Below are 18,454 nucleotides of genomic sequence, written 5' to 3' on the forward strand. Positions count from 1 at the left end.
AGTGGCCTCCGGCTCGTGCGGAACTCGCGACAAACTTAACCCCTGTGCCGCCCGGCCCGGGAATCCGACGTGCTCGTCGGGGCAACGTTACCTGCCAAAAAGGGACAGGTTTATTTTGGTCAGTTTTATCTGGGGAAACGTCGCGCTCCAACGGTGATCTGCTCTCACCTGTCGCATGGAAATCGGCGGCGCTTTCGGAAGTATGCGGCAAATTCTGGACCCGCCGAGCGCACCGGGGTTTTGCGATAATAAACCCGCAGGTAGAGCGCTTGAGCATATACGGTGTGGTCGACCCATCAAGATTTTGCCGCATACTTCAGGAATGCAGGCGAATATCGTGCGGTCTAACCGCCCATTTACCGCAAAGAAGGCCGCTTCCCCTAGTAGAAAGCGGCCCCAAATCTTACGAATAGACGATGGTAAAGGGTTCCGACGTTTCGGCGCCCCCTGTTGAAGTGCAGCGTGTGCCTTCGAGCGTTACTGAAACCACTTGGTCGACATCAATCAACTTCGTTGGCACCCAAATGTTCTCTCCGCTATTGCGTCCCATCGAAACATAGAAATTGTACGCCCCTGCGTCGTCATCTTCGATAATCTGCTCTGACCCATCCTTGTAGGTGACGGTCAGTTTATGATCAACTGCTTCATAGCCCAGATCATCGATGTGCGTCTGGATGGAAAACGGACTGATCTCGAGAGGCAAGTCATCGGAGCGGAGTTCTTTTGTATCGACGTGCGCTCCGACGTTAAACTCTGGCGTCGATACCTCGATCACCTTCGCATCCTCACCTTTGCCCTCCGTCCAACTGATATTCCAGGTGACCGCATGTCGTAAATCTCGATCGCGATTCCAAGATGCAAAGTACATCGTGCCGTTAATGACCGTGTCGCTTGATGTGTCTTTATCAATGGTGCAGCGTGTATCAGCCCATTCCTCGCCGAAGTTCATGCTGGGTGTACTGACGCCCCCTTCTTCTTCACCATAGAGAACAAGTTCGCCAAGCTCTGCCGCCGGCTTGTAGTAGTTAACGCCATTCGGATTGGACAATGTAAACGTCACAGCACCGCAACCGTTCTCGTCGATTGTCATCTCATGAATGTCGAGCGTATAGCCGTTGCCCTCGACGGACAAATTGACCTTCTGGACTGCACCCTCCAGGCTTTGGGGCGCGATACCATCACCAAACTCTCTGGTGTAGGTATATTTCGTCCCCGACGAGCCGCCATTTGTCCAGGTAACGGACTCTCCGTTGCCATGGTTTCCCCAGGCAGAGGCAAAATAACTGGAATTGACAACAGCGTAGGCGACCCCTCCGGTCGCCAGCACTCCGGCAAGACATCCGATTACGGCAACATACAGAGGCTTCGCGTGACCCTTTCGGCGAAGCGGCTCACCAGCAGCGGCATAAAGAACACGGTCAGCAAGATCGCTATCGGCTTGGACGGACTCGAAGGCCTGCTTGATTTGGTTGGATTTCACGGTCGCCCTCCTCTAGGATGAACTTGAGTTTCGATCTACCGCGGGCTAAACGCGTTCGAACGGTCGCGGCTGGCACATGCAATAACTCGGCAATCTCTGAAGTCGAGAAGCCCAGATAGTAATAGAGCACGATGGGGATACGGAATCGTTCCGGAAGCCGCATGACGTCTGACAGGACCGCCTTGGTCTCCTCCTGCGCCGTCGAAAGCGAATCGGCCAGGTTCTCAATATCCTCCACGCGCCTCCATGGCTTTCGAAAGAGCGATTTGCATTCATTGATCGTGACCCGGATAAGCCAGCGGCGAAGATGCTCCCAACTTTCAAAGTTTCCATCGCCTTTGAGTAACTTCAGGAAGACGTCTTGAGCGACATCGTCGGCGTCAGCGCGATCGCGCAGGTACGTCAATGCGATTCGAAACACGACATCCCGGTGATCTTCGACCGCCTGTCTAAATGCTTGTTCTTCCATAATCACCTCCCGGTGACATTAATGGTTCTCGATGAGGCCCTCACCATAGATACGCTTTGACCGAACAGAATGTTTCAAATTCAAGCAGGAAAAACCTACCAAAAATTAATCCGTCCCATTTTGGCAAGGGATCAACGGAACGCAACAGGTTGAGCATACGCAAGCGAGCGGCCCCCAGAGCGTACAAGGTGGCATGAAAAAGGCAGGGCATTGACCTTTTGGTCATGCCCTGCCTTTTGAATGACAGATTGTAGCTCTGGGGGCCGCGCAGCGACGGAGATTGCCGCCGTTCGTTAGAACGGCGGAACTAGTTACTCCTCGTCGTTGTCCTTGGCCTCTTCGGCATCGTCGGTGTCCACGAGCTGGTTGAGCAGCTCGTCGAGGGAAGCCATGTCCTCGTTGATGGCACCGTTGGCGGGAGCCTTCTTGTCGTCGATCGGGGCGCCCAGGAGCTCCTCGTCGGCGTCGGCGTGATGCGTCGGCGTGGCAGAGGTGCCCAGCAGGATGTCGTCCGGACCGTCGGGGCTAAAGACCATCTGCAGCAGCTGCGAGAGGTCTTCCTCGTCGGCAACGTCGTCGTTGTTCTCGAGGATGTAGAGCAGGTCGTGGGCCTCGAGGCCGTCACGGAGCTCCTCGATCGCCTTGGCACCGATGCCATCGATGCGCAGCAGATCTTCCTCGGACTTGCCGACCAGGTCGCCGACCGTCTCGATGCCGACCTCGCTGAACTTGTTGGTCCAGCGCTGCGACACGCCCAGGTCGTCGAACAGGTACAGGCGAGCCTTCTCGGCGGAGATGGTGTGGCCGTTGCGGGTGAACGAACCGTCAGCACCGCCGAACTCGTCGTAGCCGGCCCAGTCGAGCTGCTGCGGGAGCTGCTCGTCCAGGTCCTTGAGCTCCACAGGAGCCCACTCGGGCAGTGACTTGGCGTTGGGCGAAGCCGGACCGTCGATGTCGACATAGCCGTCGGCCGTGCGATACGTCAGCTTGGCGTTGGCGTACGGCTTGAGGCCAGTACCAGCCGGGATCTTCTTACCGACGATGACGTTGGACTTAAGGTCGAGCAGGTGGTCGACCTTGCCCTCGATAGCAGCCTCGGTAAGGACGCCGGCAGTGCGGATGAACGAAGCGCTCGACAGCCAGGAGTCGATGTTGGACGCGACCTTGAGCGTACCCAGGATAACGGGCTCGGCCACGGGAGCCTGACCGCCCAGACGGGCAACGCGCTCGACCTCGTCGGCGAACTCGTAGCGGTCGACGTACTGACCAAGCAGGTACTTGGAGTCGCCGGGGTTGGTGATCTGAACGCGACGCAGCATCTGGCGTGCGAGCACCTCGATGTGCTTGTCGTTCAGGTCGACGCCCTGGCTGGTGTAGACGTCCTTGACGCTCTCGACGAAGGTGTGCATCGTCGACTCGATGTCAGTCAGCTTGCGCAGGTTGCGGAAGTTGACGAAGCCCTTGGTGATCTGGTCGCCGGCGCGAACCTCGCAGCCGTCCTCGATCTCGGGCATAAAGCGAACCGAAGCGGGGACGCGACGCTCGTCGAGGACACGGGTGTGGTCCTCGGAGTCGGTGAGCGTCAGCACGTACTCGGACTTCTCGGGCTTAATCGAGAGGTGGCCGGAGTACGGAGCCAGCTCGGCCTCGCGACCCAGAATCTTCTCGTTGACGTTGCCGACGATATCGAACATACGGCTGACCGTAGGCAGACCCTGCGTAATATCGTCGACGCCAGCGACGCCGCCGGAGTGAATGGTACGCATCGTAAGCTGCGTACCGGGCTCGCCGATGGACTGGGCGGCAATAATGCCGACCGCGGTACCGATGGCGACCGGACGACGGGTGGAAAGATCCCAGCCGTAGCACTTCTGGCACACGCCGTACTTGGAGCGGCAAGTGAGCAGCGCGCGGAGCTTGACCTTCTTAAGGCCGGCATCGACCATCTTCTGAATGTCGGCAACCTTCTCGATGTAGCCGTCCTGCTCAAAGAGCACGGTGCCATCGGGAGCCACGACGTCCTCGATGAAGCAACGGCCGACGAGGTCGGTGTTGAGGTCGGTGGTGCCGGGGATGATGAGGTTGTAGGTGACGCCCTCGTGCGTGCCGCAGTCCTCCTCGCGGACGATGACGTCCTGGGCCACGTCGACCAGACGACGGGTCAGGTAACCAGAGTCCGAGGTGTGGGATGCGGTATCGACCAGGCCCTTACGGGCGCCGTAGGTCGAAATGAAGTACTCGAGCGGCAGCAGGCCCTCGCGGAAGTTCGCCTTAATGGGAAGGTCGATCGTCTCGCCGGACATGTCTGCCATCAGGCCACGCATGCCGCCGAGCTGACGCAGCTGGGTCTTAGAACCACGGGCGCCGGAGTCGGCCATCATGTACAGCGGGTTCTCCTCGTCGAACATGTCGAGCATGAGCGCTGCGACCTTGTCGGTACAAGCGGTCCACTCGTTAACGACTTCGATGTGGCGCTCTGTCTCGTTGATGAAGCCCTCCTCGAAGTACTCGTTGATCTGGTCGACGTTGGCCTGGGCGCGGTCGAGCAGCTCCTGCTTCTCGGCAGGGATGAGAGCGTCCCACACCGAGATGGTGAGGCCGGCGCGGGTAGCGTAGTGGAAGCCGGAGTACTTGATGGCGTCGAGGATCGGGCCGACCTTGGCCTCGGGGTAACGATCACAGCAGTCCGCAACCAGCTTGGCCACATCGCCCTTGACCATCTTGTAGTTCATGAACTCGTAGTCTTCGGGCAGGCACTGGCGGTTGAAGATGATGCGGCCGATAGAGGTCTCGAAGCGCGCGGTCTTATTGCCGGTGACATCGTAGTCGACAAACTCGTTCTTGCCGTTCTTGACGCGGAAGATACGGGTGCCGTCCTCATTGATGACGTTGGCATCGGCAGCGGACACGCGGACCTGGATCTTGGCCTGCATGTCGACCTCGGAGCGGCAGTCATAGGCGTGCAGCGCGTCGTCGAAGCTCGAGAACACGTGGTTCTCGCCCGGCAGACCCTCGCGGACCTGGGTCAGGTAGTACACACCGATGATCATGTCCTGCGAAGGGATGTTGACCGGCTTGCCGGATGCCGGCGAGCGCAGGTTGTTCGCAGAGAGCATGAGCACGCGGGCCTCGGCCTGAGCCTGGCTGGACAGCGGCACGTGGACAGACATCTGGTCGCCGTCGAAGTCGGCGTTGAAGGGCGAGCAGACCAGCGGGTGCAGGTGGATAGCCTTGCCCTCGACCAGCACCGGCTCAAAGGCCTGGATGGACAGACGGTGCAGGGTCGGTGCACGGTTGAGCAGCACGACGCGGCCGTCGATGACCTCTTCGAGGATATCCCACACAAAGGTGGCACCGCGGTCGATAGCGCGCTTGGCGCCCTTGATGTTCTCGACCTTGCCGAGCTCGACCAGGCGCTTCATAACGAAGGGCTTGAAGAGCTCCAGCGCCATGGTCTTGGGCAGACCGCACTGGTGCAGCAGCAGCTTGGGGTCGGTAACGATAACCGAACGGCCGGAGTAGTCGACACGCTTACCCAGCAGGTTCTGACGGAAACGACCCTGCTTGCCCTTGAGGGCCTCGGCGAGCGACTTGAGCGGGCGACCGCCACGGCCAGAGACCGGGCGACCACGACGGCCGTTGTCGAACAGGGCGTCCACGGACTCCTGGAGCATGCGCTTCTCGTTGTTCACGATAATCGCAGGGGCGTCCAGGTCGAGCAGGCGCTTGAGTCGGTTGTTACGGTTGATCACGCGACGATACAGGTCGTTGAGGTCGGACGCGGCGAAGCGGCCGCCATCGAGCTGGACCATCGGGCGCAGATCGGGCGGAATGACCGGGATGACGTCCAGGATCATGTTTGCGGGGCTGTTGCCGCCCTTCAGGAAGGCGTCAACGACCTCGAGGCGCTTGACGGCCTTCTCGCGCTTCTGCTTCTGGGAATCCTCGTCGGCGATGATGGCCTTGAGCTTCTCGGCCTCGGAGGGGAGGTCGATAGCAGCGAGCAGGTCGCGGACAGCCTCGGCACCCATACCACCCTTGAAGTACATGGAGTAGTAACGGGTCATCTCACGGAACAGCGGCTCATCGGAGATGAGGTCGCGCTCGGTGAGCTTCATGAAGGCGTTGAAGGCGTCCGTGCGGAGCTGCTTCTCGTCCTTGCACTCTTCCTCGATGTCGACGATGCCAGAGGCGATCTCCTCGGGGGTCAGCGGCTCCTCGTCGGAGAACTCGTCAAAGTTCTCGGGGTCGCCCTGCTCCTTGAGGGACTCGATCTGACGGGCGCACTCGGCATCGATCTCTTCCAGATCGGCGGCGAGCTCCTCGCGCAGGTCGTCGGCGTCGGCCTCGCGGGCCTCATAGTCAACCTCGGTGATGATGTAGCTGGCAAAGTACAGAACCTTCTCGAGGTCCTTGGACTTGATGTCGAGCATACGGCTCATCGGGAAGCTCGTGGGGCTCTTGAAGTACCAGATGTGGGACACGGGAGCGGCGAGCTCGATATGGCCCATGCGGTCGCGACGCACCTTGGCCGAGGTAACCTCGACGCCGCAGCGCTCGCAGACGATACCCTTAAAGCGGATGCCCTTGTACTTGCCGCAGGAGCACTCCCAGTCCTTGGCGGGACCGAAGATCTTCTCGCAGAACAGGCCGTCCTTCTCGGGCTTGAGGGTACGGTAATTGATGGTCTCCGGCTTCTTGACCTCACCGTGCGACCAGGAACGGATCTGGTCGGCGGAGGCAAGGGAGATCTTTACCGAGTCAAAATCAGTAGCTTCGAAATCTGCCACAGTCAACTACTCCTTATCAGTGGTCGTGGCGGCGACAGCCTCGGGTGCCTCGACGGTCTCGGCATCCTCGGCCTCGACGTCGGCGTCAACGCCGGCGAGCGCAGCCAGGTCGTCGAGAGCAGAGGTCTCCTCGGCGGTCACAGGGGCGGAGGCGTCCTCGTCAGCATCGTGCATGGGCTCGATGTCCAGCGCGAGGGAACGGATCTCCTTGACGAGAACCTTGAAGGACTCGGGGATACCCGGAACAGGAACGTTCTCGCCCTTGACGATGGACTCGTAGGTCTTGACGCGGCCCACGGTATCGTCGGACTTGACGGTCAGAATCTCCTGCAGGACGTTGGAAGCACCGTATGCGTACAGTGCCCAAACTTCCATCTCGCCGAAGCGCTGGCCGCCGAACTGGGCCTTGCCGCCCAGAGGCTGCTGGGTAACCAAGCTGTAAGGGCCGGTCGAACGGGCGTGGATCTTGTCGTCGACCATGTGGCCGAGCTTGAGGATGTAGGACGTACCCACGGTAATGGGCTCGCGGAACTCCTCGCCGGTGCGGCCGTCGAACAGGCGGGTCTTGCCGCGCTCGTCAAGCTGGGTGACGAACTCGGGACGCATGTGATCGCCAAAGGCAGCGGTGGCCTTGTTGAGCATGTTCTTGTTGGCACGACGAATGACCTCGGCGATCTCGTCCTCCTTGGCGCCGTCGAAGACGGGCGTCGCGGTGAAGAACGGACCGGGGACGTACTTGTCGGAGTCGGCCTTCTCGGTATCCCAACCGCAGGCAGCGGCCCAGCCAAGGTGGCACTCGAGCAGCTGGCCGACGTTCATACGCGAGGGAACGCCCAGCGGGTTGAGGATAACGTCGATCGGGGTACCGTCAGCCATGTAGGGCATGTCCTCGACCGGCAGAACGTTACAGATAACACCCTTGTTGCCGTGGCGGCCGGCGATCTTATCGCCCTGCTGGATCTTACGACGCTGGGCGACGTAGACGCGCACCTGCTCGTTGACGCCGGGGGCCAGATCGTCGCCGTTCTCGCGGCTAAAGCGGACGACGTCGATGACGCGACCGTAAGCGCCGTGAGGCATCTTAAGGGAGGTGTCGCGGACGTCGTGGGCCTTGGCACCGAAGATGGCGCGCAGCAGGCGCTCCTCGGCGGTCAGAGCGCTCTCGCCCTTAGGCGTGACCTTGCCGACCAGGATGTCGCCAGGGCCGACCTCGGCGCCGATGCGGATAATGCCGTCCTCGTCGAGGTTGGCAAGCATATCCTCAGAGAGGTTCGGGATCTCGCGGGTGATCTCCTCGGGGCCGAGCTTGGTGTCGCGGGCATCGATCTCGTGACGGGTGATGTTGATGGTCGTCAGCAGGTCCTCGGCCACCAGACGCTCGGACACGACGATACCGTCCTCGTAGTTGAAGCCTTCCCACGGCATGTATGCCACGGTGAGGTTCTGACCCAGTGCGAGCTCGCCATGATCGGTCGAAGGACCGTCAGCCAGGGGCTCGCCCTGCTCAACGGTGTCACCGACGCGCACGAGCGGACGGTGGTTGATGCAGGTGGACTGGTTGGAGCGCTGGTACTTGGCCAGGTGATACTCGTCCATGCCGCCGGCATGCTTGACGATGATCTTGGCAGCGTCGGCAAAGATGACCTCGCCGGCGTTCTTGGCCAGGGTGACCTCGCCGGAGTCCAGAGCGGCGCGACGCTCCATGCCGGTACCGACATAGGGAGCGGCAGGGTGAACCAGCGGCACGGCCTGGCGCTGCATGTTAGCGCCCATCAGCGTACGCTTGGCGTCGTCGTGCTCGAGGAACGGGATCAGCGTGGCTGCGACGGAGAGCATCTGACGCGGCGAGACGTCCATGTAGTCGACGTCCTCGACAGGCACGTCGGCGGGAGCGCCGAAGGAGCCGTCGAAGTCGCGGGTACGGGCGATCACGGTGTGCGGGCGGACAAGCTTGCCCTCGGCATCGGTCGTGATGAACTCGTTGGTCTTGGGATCGAGCGGCGTGTTGGCCGGCGCGATGACGTGCTTCTCTTCCTCGTCAGCGGTCATCCAGTCGATCTGGTCGGTGGCAACGCCGTTCTCGACGCGACGGAACGGAGCCTCGATGAAGCCGTACTCGTTGACGCGGGCGTAGAGAGCGAGCGAGCCGATCAGGCCGATGTTGGGGCCTTCGGGGGTCTCGATCGGGCACATGCGGCTGTAGTGCGAGTTGTGAACGTCGCGGACGGCCGTCGGCACGTTGGTGCGGCGGCTGGAGCCGGACTTGTGGCCGGCAAGACCGCCAGGGCCGAGTGCGGACAGACGGCGCTTGTGGGTCAGACCGGTCAGGGGGTTCGCCTGGTCCATGAACTGCGAGAGCTGCGAGGAACCGAAGAACTCCTTGATGGAGGCCACGATCGGACGGATGTTGATGAGCGACTGCGGGGTAATCTCGTCGATGTCCTGGGAGCTCATGCGCTCACGGACGACGCGCTCCATACGGCTCATGCCGATACGGAACTGGTTGGCGACGAGCTCGCCGACGGTGCGGATGCGGCGGTTGCCAAAGTGGTCGATGTCGTCGACCTTGAAGCCCTGCTCGCCGGCAGCGAGGGACAGCAGGTAGCGCAGCGTCGCGACGATATCCTCGTCGGTGAGCACCGTGACCTCTTCCTCGGTGGTGAGGTTGAGCTTCTTGTTGACCTTGTAACGACCGACGCGGGCCAGATCGTAGCGCTGCGGGTTAAAGAGCAGGCCCTCGAGCAGGCTGCGGGAAGCGTCCACGGTGGGAGGCTCGCCCGGGCGCAGGCGACGGTAGATCTCGATAAGGGCATCCTCGCGGGTGAGGGCGGTGTCGCGCTCCAGGGTGCGCTTGATCACATCGGAGTTGCCGAGCAGCTCGATGATGTCGTCGTTGGTGACGGCGATGCCAAGGGCGCGCAGGAACATCGTGGCGCTCTGCTTACGCTTACGGTCGATGGAGACCATGAGCTGATCGCGCTTGTCGACCTCAAACTCGAGCCAGGCACCGCGGGACGGGATGATCTGGGCCTTGTAGATCTGCTTGCCCGAATCCATCTCGGAGCTGTAGTACACACCCGGGGAACGGACGAGCTGCGAAACGACGATACGCTCGGTACCGTTGATGATGAAGGTGCCCTGATCGGTCATCATGGGGAAGTCGCCCATAAAGACGAGCTGCTCCTTGATCTCGCCGGTCTCCTTGTTGGTGAGACGGACGTCGGTCAGAAGCGGAGCCTGATAGGTCATATCCTTCTCGCGGCACTCCTCGACGGTGTGCGCGGGGTCGCCGAACTGATGCTCGCCGAAGGTAACCTCGAGAACATGGTTCTGACTCTGGATGGGGCTGGATTCCTTGAACGCCTCACGAAGGCCCTCGTCCTTAAAACGCTCAAAGGATTCCCTTTGAACAGAGATAAGGTTGGGGAGCTCCATGGCCTCCGGGATTTTCCCGAAGCTGACGCGCTTGCGCTCAGTGGCAGTGTATGCGTAGGTCACCAGGTTTTTCCTCCTTCACGGAAATGCTCGGTGGGTTGGCGAGGCATAGCTTCGCCAGTTATCGCAACCTAATAGTTTATCAGGTACCGACCGTTGGGCAAGAAAAGCCTTGACGCGATTGAGTTTTTGGAGTAGCAAAGTTTTTCGGCAGAAAACACGCAGGTAGATGTATGTGTATCGAACATCTGTTCATATATTTTCTGTGAACAGAGAGCCAGCAATCGCAGCTCTTATAAAAAACGGGTGCAGACCGAAGTCCGCACCCGTAAATGTCGATGCCCGAAGGCTTATTTGCGCATCAAGCCGCCGCGCTCGTCGATGGCGTCCCAGAAGGCGCTGGCAAAGCGAGGATCGCTTGCGGCCATGAGGGCGTTGGTGGCCATCCAGCCAGACGGGGTGCCGGTGTCGTAGCCCGAGAGCGGGTCGATGACGACAGCGTACATGGCCTCGCGATCGAGCGAGCGGGCCATGGCGTCGGTGAGCTGGATCTCGCCGCCCTTGCCGGCCTGCTGATCGGCGAGCAGGTCCATGACCAGCGGGCTCAGCAGATAACGGCCGACAATGTACAGGTTGGACGGAGCCGCCTCGGGAGCGGGCTTCTCGACCAGACCGCCGATGCGCCAGACAGCGCCCGGCTCTGCATCGGCAACGTCCTCGGCGCCCTCGAGCGAACCGACGCGCTCGCCGGCGATAACGCCGTAGCGGCTGACTTCCTCGGGCGAGCAAGCAGCGACGGCGATAACCGAAGCTCCACCGTGCTCCTTGGAAACGGCGAGCATCTTGTCGCAGATGTCGCGATTAGGCACAACGTAGTCGCCCAGAAGAACCAGGAAGTTCTCCCCTGCCACGGCGTCGGCAGCAGAGCGGATAGCATGGCCGAGGCCCTTGGGCTCGTACTGATAACGGAAGTCGACCGGCATACCGCCCGCATGGGCGACGGCGTCGGCGTAGGCGTCCTTACCGCGCTCGCGCAGCAGATTCTCGAGCGAGCGATCGGGCTGGAAGTAGCTCAGCAGCTCGGGCTTACCGGGAGAGGTAACGATGATGGCGTCATCGACCTCCTCGGGGTCGAGCGCCTCCTCGACGACATACTGAATGACCGGCTTGTCGAGCACCGGCAGCATCTCTTTGGGCGTGCACTTGGTGCCAGGCAGAAAACGCGTGCCAAGACCGGCGGCGGGGATGATTGCCTTCATGTTATTCAAGGATCCTTTCGCAGGCGCAGAATGCGCCCTGTGCGTGCGGCACGGCGGCCGCAGACCAAATTGCGATACCGAAGTATCTTACCGCCGGAGACATACGTCGCCGTAAGGCAAACGCAATTCTTCAGCAGGTCAACGCAAATTATTGCTCGAATGGTGCAATTTTACGCCCCAGCGGTAACGGGAATGGCACGGCGAAGACAACGATGCTCTGCGTGCCGAGCAATGGGAATGAGGAGCCAAAAACAAAAAAGACGGGGCTCGCATAGCGAGCCCCGTCTGTAAAGAAATCTGGCGAGAAAGCCTGATTACTTGAGGGTGACAGCAGCGCCAGCAGCCTCGAGCTTCTCCTTGGCAGCCTCGGCGTCCTCCTTCTTGGCACCCTCGAGAACAGCCTTGGGAGCGCCCTCGACGACCTCCTTGGCCTCCTTCAGGCCAAGGTTGGTGAGCTCACGGACGGCCTTGATGACCTGGATCTTGTTGTCGCCGAAGCCCTCGAGCACGACGTCAAACTCGGTCTTCTCCTCGGCCTCAGCAGCGCCAGCAGCGGGAGCGGCGACAACGGCAGCAGGAGCAGCGGCGGAAACGCCGAAGGTGTCCTCGATAGCCTTAACGAGCTCGGAAGCCTCGAGAAGGGTCATTTCCTTAAGAGCATCGATGATCTCATCGGTGGTAAGCTTAGCCATTTCTAAGTCCTTTCGGTTTCCGTGCGGATGCACGGAGATCAGTTAAAACACGGCGCGAATGCGCCAGGGGTGCGGCGTTGCCGCCGCGGGTGAAAACAGCGACTAGGCTGCCTTCTGCTCGGAGACCTGCTGGATCGAACGAGCGAGACCAGAGGAAACGCCGTTGACGCAGACAGCGATGTCGCGAGCGAAACCGGAGATGAGACCGGCAATCTGGCCGAGAAGCTGATCCTTGGTGGGCAGCTCGGCGATAGCCTTAACATCATCAGCGGAAACGGCCTTGCCGTCGGAGATACCGCCCTTGATCTCAAGGACGCCCTTGGACTGAGCAGAGAAGTCCTTAAGGGCCTTAGCGGCCTCGACCGGCTCGGACTCGTAGAACACATAAGCGACGGGGCCGGCGAGGATCTCGTCGAGCTCGGGCTGCTCCTGGTTCTTGAGAGCGATCTTGACCAGGTTGTTCTTGTAGACCTTCATCTCGGCGCCGCACTCGCGAAGCTGATGACGCAGCTCCTGAGCCTGCTTAACCGTCAGACCGTTGTAGTTGACGACGAACAGACCGGCGTTCTCGGCGATACGGGACTCGATCTCTGCAACCTTGTCGATTTTGTACTGCTGGGGCATGAATTACACCTCCTCGAATTCTTTCCGGGCACGGTCCGCCACAAGGACGTGACGGGGGCATGTCCAAAAAGAAAGCCCCCGCGCTGCATGAGCGACGGGGGCGAGAAGACATATCTACTCGACCACCTCGGCTGGCGGGAAGTCCCATTAAGCTCGCGGGTAAGACCCGTTTGCGCCGGCTGTCTCTGGCAGCGGATTCGTGCGTGAACCGAAAGTATTATGGCGGGGACCCCGGCGTCGGTCAACGGGCGCGAGGATTCGTACACAAACCCTGCATACGCTCCGGCCCGAGGGGACGGGTCGAGATTTTCGCTCGGTCAAGTCCTGGGCTCGCACGAAGGCCACATTAAGTGGCCTTCGGCTCGTGCGGAATCTACGAAAATTTCGACCCGTCCCCTCGGGCCAGAGCTACGGTAACTTTACTGCGAATCTTCGCGCCCGTTGAGCGACGCGCCCCACGCATACCCTTATGTCGGTGGGCTGATGTGTTGCGTCTCTGAGGACTACAAGGTTGAAACGAAGTTTGACAGGCGGCGGAGACCTTCGTCCAGATTTTTGTCGGAGACGCAGTAGCTTAGGCGGATGTGGCCTTCGGTTCCGAAGCAGTCTCCCGGGACTAGGGCTACGTTTGCTTCTTTGATGGCTTTGATGCAGAAGTCTTCGCTGGTTAGGCCGAACTTTTTGATGCTCGGGAAAGTATAGAAGGCTCCTGCGGGCTCTACTACGTCGAGGCCCATGGCGTTTAAGGCTTCGAGTACGCGCTCGCGGCGGGCTCGGTAGACTTTGAGCATGGGGGTTGGGTCGACGGTGAGGGCTCGGGCTGCGGCGTCCATTTCGAAGGAGACGGCGCTCGATACTAGGTATTGGTGGGCTTTTGCGATCTCGGCGATGACGGGTGTTGCTGCCGCGAGCCAGCCCAAACGCCAGCCGGTCATGGCCCAGGGCTTGGAGAAGCTCTCGATGACGACCGTCTGCTCACGCAGCTCCGGGTGACGCTGGGCAAAGCGCTCGTAGCCATCCACATAAACCAGGCGGTTGTATACGTCGTCGCAGACCACGTAGATGCCCGCCTCCTCCGCCACGCGCGCCACGGCGTCGAGCGACGCCGTGTTGAGGATGCAACCCGTAGGATTGTTGGGCGAGCAGATGACGATGGCCTTGGTCGCCGGCGTCACGCAAGCACGAAGCGCATCCTCATCGATCTGGAATTGCGCGGGCTCCGTATCCAAAAAGACTGCTTTGGCGTGGTTGGCCACGACGATGCTCTCGTACAGGCCAAAGGCCGGCGTGGGGATAATGACCTCGTCGCCGGGGTTGAGCATAGCCATGAATGTTGCCGACAGTGCCTCGGTCGCACCGTCGGTCAGGATGACCTCATCGGCGGAAAACGCCAGGCCCGCGTCATCCATATATTTGGACAGTGCATCACGCAGGGCGGGGCGACCGTTGTTGGGCGGATAGTGCGTGTCACCGCGGTCCAGTGCGGCGGTCACCTCGGCGCTAATCACATCGGGCGTGGGAAAATCGGGCTCGCCGAGCGCGAGCGCGATGCACCCCGGATGCTGGGCGGCGAGCGCGTTAATCCGGCGGATACCGGAGGGCTTGAGCGTGGCAAGCGAGGTATTCATGGACAGACGCATGGCGTTCCTTTCGTAAGGGTTGCACTAGGATAGCGCGGCGGGGCGCCACCAGACGGTGTAACCTAAACGGAAACGAGCCGGAAAGGAGATGGCATGGAGACGACCGCGCGCGGCGATGTACCAAAAACGCTGCAAACCATTGCGTATATCAGCATTCCCAATAGCGCCGATCTTGAGTTTTTGCTCTGGGACCTGCAGGATGCCATCGCCGCCTATGCTCAACTTTCCGGCACCGCACTCCCCCGCCCGGTCGACTTGAAGGCAAATGACGCCGGCAGCGTTGCCGATGGCATCGTGCTGGCCATTGAAGATGTGGCTGACGATGAGACGTTGACAGCCATCGAGCAGGCGCTTGAGCGCTTTGGCGGTACGGGAACGCGCGTCTATGTCGCGATTCGAGCCGCACAAGAGGGCACTGAGCAGGCGCGTGGGACCGCCGTTCGCCTGCACAAGGCATGTGAGCGCCATGGCCAATTGTGGTGTGGCGGCGTTGCCATCTGCGCCGGCAGCGGCATTGCGGCGCTTCGTCGCTCTCCGCGCATGGGACTCTTGCGGCGACCGTTTTCTGAGGCCATGGACAAGCTCGTGGGCGCCGTGCGCATGGGCTGCTCCGTCAAGCATGCACAGCGACTTGGCGGCGGCAATGCCGCCAACGTCGACGCCGACGGCATGGTTTGCGCCGAGCCAGCCGTGCCCGCGCCGATCTGGCGAGGCGTTCTGAAACGTCTGGGCGCCCACGCTCAAACAAAAATCTAAATTAAATTACAGCCCAGTCAACGGCCTCGCGCCAGCGCTCGACAAGGCGTTCCAGGCGCCATGCCGCATTGGCGGGACTTGTCGACGGCAGAACGATGGCCGGCAGCCCGGTGCGCTCTTGTAGATAGCGCTTGTAGAGCCGCCCTGCCGTGCCGCCGTTACAGACAACGACCTCGATAGGAGCTGCGCCGGTAATGCGCTCGACATGCGCCGGAACGACGTTTTTGATGCTGGCGTCACTCGAACCCTTAATGTCGCAGCTCTCGATCACATCCCACAGGGCCACGCCGCCGTTCAGCAGCATGGCCCGCTTGGCGGCAATGGAGGCATCGAGCGTCGCGGGCTCACCGCTTGCCAAAGGATCGCCCTCGTTGGGCGGCACAGGCATACCGAGGCACGTGGCCATCACACGCCAAAAGCGATTCTGAGGGTTGCCGTAATAAAAGGCATTAGCGCGCGACAGCACCGAGGGAAACGATCCGAGCACCAAAACGCGCGAGTGCTGGTCGAACACGGGCTCAAACCCATGCTCAATATGTTGATAGCCCTCGTCAGACGCTGCCATGGCCTAGGCCCTCAACAGATAGCGCACCTCGTAGGGCGCAAGCTCAAGGGAGCCCGCCAGCTCGACCGTGGGCACGCCGTCGGCAAGCAAATCGACAAAGGAGCCGTTGAGCTCGCCGGCGCCAAAGGTGTAAGGCTCGTCCACGGCGTTCACCGCCACGAGCACCGTCGCGTCGTCGCAGGCGCGCTCGAACAGCAGCTGCTTGTTCTGGATCACCACATTGCGATAGGCACCGTAGTTGAGAGCACGGGCCGCCGCGTCGTCGGCCGAGCGAAGGTGCGCAAGCTGCGTGATGAACGCCGTCAGCTCGTTGGGCGCAGGCTCATTGAGCGCAGGTCGCAGCGCCCAGTCGCCATCGGGGCCACCCTTTTCGCCGGCAATTCCCCACTCGCTGCCATAGTAGACGCACGGGATGCCCGGCATGCCAAAGAGCATGCCGTAGGCGGGACGCAGACACGACTTGTCGGTGAGGATACTTGCCAGGCGCGGCACATCGTGGTTGTCGACAAACGACAGCAGATGTTTGCCGCGGTAGATGCACCACGGATCGCCGCCAAACTGGCGGTGCAGCGAATGGGCGATCTCGAACATGTTGACCGAGTTAAAGCTGGAGTACAGGCCCTTGTAGCACTCGTAGTTGGTGCAGGAGTCGAGCATCTCGTCGTTGACGATTTGGTTGTAGTCGCCGTGGAGCGTCTCACCAATCAGCACAAAGTCGGGCTTGAGCTCACGGGTAAAGGCGTGCAGGCGGCGCATAAAGTCGCGGTCGAGCATATAGGCAACGTCCAGGCGCAGGCCGTCGACGCCAAAGACCTCGGCCCAGCGGCGCACGGACTCGAGCAGGTAATCGACCACAGCGGGATTTTGCAGGTTGAGCTTCACAAGCTCAAAATGGCCTTCCCAGCCCTCGTACCAAAAGCCATCGCCATAGCAGGAATCGCCGTCAAAGCTAATGTGGAACCAGTCCTTGTACGGCGAGTCCCACTTGCGCTCCTGCACATCGCGGAAGGCCCAAAAACCGCGGCCGACGTGGTTGAAGACGGCATCGAGCACCACGCGGATGCCATGGGCATGCAGCGTGTCGCATACGGCGGCAAAGTCGGCGTCCCCACCCAGGCGACGGTCGATATGGCGCAGGCTGCGTGTATCGTAGCCGTGGCTATCAGATTCGAGCGGTGGGTTGATGAGCACAGCGCCAACGCCGAGTTCCTGCATGTAGTCGGCCCATTGGGCGACCTTCATGATAGGAGCATCGGGGTTGGGCGCGGCGTTGGCAGCCTGGGCGAGCTCACCCTCGGCAACGGGCGCGGCGTTTTCGCGCGGAGCCCCGCAAAAGCCCAGCGGATAGATCTGATAGAACGTCGTCTCGTATGCCCACATAACAGCCTCCCGGTAAGCTCAACACAACGACATCCATTGTATGCCCAGCTTGTATCCTCTCCCCCAAAATAAGTTGCGGTGGAATAGTTCCTGTCTGGGCCTTCAGAAGCCTTAAACAGGAACTATTCCACCGCAACTGATGAGGGGACGTGATTAGGCGACGGGCTTGGCGCGGCGGATGGCCGGAAACAGCACGGTGATGGCGAGGATGACGCCCACGACGGCAATCGCCCCGCCCACAAAGCCGATCCAGGCGATACCGGGACCCGAAACCACGGCTCCGCCGATCGCGGTACCCGTGCCGATACCGAGGTTGAACAGGCCCGAGAAGATCGACATGGCGACGGCCGACGAATCTGCCGGCGTGTGCTTGATGAGCTCGGCCTGAAACGCCACGTTAAAGGCCGTGGCGCAGCAACCCCACAGTGCGCAGACGGCAAGCACTGTCACGAGCGACGATGCGGCCGGCCCCATGAGCAGCAGGGCCACCGGCACGCCGGAGAGCGTGATAGCAAGGAACGGAAAACGGTGCCCGTCGAACAGGCGGCTGAACAGCCAGCTGCCCACCAAGCCGGAACAGCCAAACGCCGTCAGCGTCATGGTGATGGCGCCCGCATCGACGTGCGCGACCTGCGCCAGGAAGGGCTCGATATAGCTGTAGCTTGCGTAATAGCCGGTCGCCATGAAGACCGTGACTGCGTAGAGCGCGATGAGGAGCGGGTTCTTGAGCAGCTCGGGCAGCTGTTTGACGGTAAAGCGCTCACCCGCCGGCATGGCCGGGAACACCGCTGCCTGGTAGACGACCGCGATGGCTGAGAGGCCCCCGACCACGGCAAACGTCATGCGCCAGCCCACGGCCAAGCCAATGGCGCGACCGAGAGGCAGGCCAAAGATCTGCGCGATGGACGAGCCCGTGGCGATCATGCTGATGGCGAGCGCGCCGTGGCGAGTGTCGACCAGGCGCGAGGCCATAATCGAGGCGACTGACCAGAACACGGCATGTGCGCAAGCGACCACCAGGCGCGCGCAGACCAGGATGGGATAGGTCGGCGCCACAGCGGACAGGAACTGACCGAGCGAGAACACGGCAAGCACGCCCAGCAGCATCCGCTTAAACTCGAAACGCGAAGCGAACACCATGAGCGGCAACGACAGCAGCATGACGCCCCAGGCATAGACCGAGATCATGATGCCCGCCTGGGCCTCGGTGAGCGAGAACGACGCGGCGATATCAGTCAAAAGGCCGATGGGCATAAACTCCGACGTGTTGAACACGAACGCACAGCAGGTGAGCCCGACGAGTGGGAGCCACTGCCTGAGCGTGATGCCGTCTTGCCTTGCCTGAGTCATATATAACGTCTCCA

Annotated in this window: 12 protein-coding genes; 1 reads left to right on the forward strand and 11 read right to left on the reverse strand. The window is 61.1% G+C overall.

What is annotated here, in order from left to right; genetic code table 11:
- Positions 1 to 403 precede the first annotated feature (403 nt).
- The 8 genes from CSV91_RS05315 to CSV91_RS05355 form a co-directional block, all read right to left on the reverse strand.
- Positions 404 to 1,480, reverse strand: coding sequence for a DUF4179 domain-containing protein (locus tag CSV91_RS05315; protein ID WP_099432073.1), 1,077 nt, complete (start codon positions 1,478 to 1,480; stop codon positions 404 to 406).
- On the reverse strand, positions 1,431 to 1,949 hold the full coding sequence (locus CSV91_RS05320) for an RNA polymerase sigma factor (protein ID WP_099432074.1): 519 nt from the start codon (positions 1,947 to 1,949) through the stop codon (positions 1,431 to 1,433). The genes CSV91_RS05315 and CSV91_RS05320 overlap by 50 nt, the downstream gene beginning before the upstream one ends.
- Positions 1,950 to 2,260: 311 nt before the next feature.
- Positions 2,261 to 6,739 (reverse strand): DNA-directed RNA polymerase subunit beta', encoded by a 4,479-nt coding sequence (locus tag CSV91_RS05330; RefSeq protein ID WP_172622453.1) that lies wholly within the window; start codon positions 6,737 to 6,739, stop codon positions 2,261 to 2,263.
- A gap of 6 nt (positions 6,740 to 6,745) precedes the next feature.
- Positions 6,746 to 10,237, reverse strand: coding sequence for a DNA-directed RNA polymerase subunit beta (rpoB, locus tag CSV91_RS05335; RefSeq protein ID WP_199411333.1), 3,492 nt, complete (start codon positions 10,235 to 10,237; stop codon positions 6,746 to 6,748).
- A gap of 287 nt (positions 10,238 to 10,524) precedes the next feature.
- Positions 10,525 to 11,433: a UTP--glucose-1-phosphate uridylyltransferase gene (locus CSV91_RS05340; protein WP_099432078.1), complete on the reverse strand. Its 909-nt coding sequence runs from the start codon at positions 11,431 to 11,433 to the stop codon at positions 10,525 to 10,527.
- Between the two features lie 314 nt (positions 11,434 to 11,747).
- Complete coding sequence (rplL, locus tag CSV91_RS05345; protein ID WP_006235005.1) at positions 11,748 to 12,125, reverse strand: 50S ribosomal protein L7/L12; 378 nt, start codon at positions 12,123 to 12,125, stop codon at positions 11,748 to 11,750.
- 102 nt (positions 12,126 to 12,227) lie between these two features.
- Positions 12,228 to 12,749 (reverse strand): 50S ribosomal protein L10, encoded by a 522-nt coding sequence (gene rplJ / locus CSV91_RS05350; protein WP_099432079.1) that lies wholly within the window; start codon positions 12,747 to 12,749, stop codon positions 12,228 to 12,230.
- A gap of 503 nt (positions 12,750 to 13,252) precedes the next feature.
- On the reverse strand, positions 13,253 to 14,389 hold the full coding sequence (locus CSV91_RS05355; protein ID WP_099432080.1) for a pyridoxal phosphate-dependent aminotransferase: 1,137 nt from the start codon (positions 14,387 to 14,389) through the stop codon (positions 13,253 to 13,255).
- Positions 14,390 to 14,482: 93 nt separating this feature from the next.
- Here CSV91_RS05355 and CSV91_RS05360 point away from each other — a divergent pair, with 93 nt between their 5' ends.
- On the forward strand, positions 14,483 to 15,145 hold the full coding sequence (locus CSV91_RS05360; RefSeq protein ID WP_099432081.1) for a hypothetical protein: 663 nt from the start codon (positions 14,483 to 14,485) through the stop codon (positions 15,143 to 15,145).
- 1 nt (position 15,146) lies between these two features.
- On the opposite strand, the gene CSV91_RS05365 is transcribed toward CSV91_RS05360, so the two are convergent.
- From CSV91_RS05365 to CSV91_RS05375, 3 genes are all read right to left on the reverse strand, one after another.
- The gene (locus CSV91_RS05365) at positions 15,147 to 15,710 is read right to left on the reverse strand and encodes a uracil-DNA glycosylase family protein (protein WP_099432082.1); all 564 of its coding nucleotides are present in this window, start codon (positions 15,708 to 15,710) and stop codon (positions 15,147 to 15,149) included.
- Positions 15,711 to 15,713: 3 nt separating this feature from the next.
- The gene (locus CSV91_RS05370; protein WP_099432083.1) at positions 15,714 to 17,090 is read right to left on the reverse strand and encodes an alpha-amylase family glycosyl hydrolase; all 1,377 of its coding nucleotides are present in this window, start codon (positions 17,088 to 17,090) and stop codon (positions 15,714 to 15,716) included.
- 153 nt (positions 17,091 to 17,243) lie between these two features.
- Complete coding sequence (locus CSV91_RS05375) at positions 17,244 to 18,440, reverse strand: MFS transporter (protein WP_099432084.1); 1,197 nt, start codon at positions 18,438 to 18,440, stop codon at positions 17,244 to 17,246.
- Positions 18,441 to 18,454 lie beyond the last annotated feature (14 nt).

The organism is Collinsella aerofaciens (genome assembly GCF_002736145.1).
Classification (GTDB): domain Bacteria; phylum Actinomycetota; class Coriobacteriia; order Coriobacteriales; family Coriobacteriaceae; genus Collinsella; species Collinsella aerofaciens_A.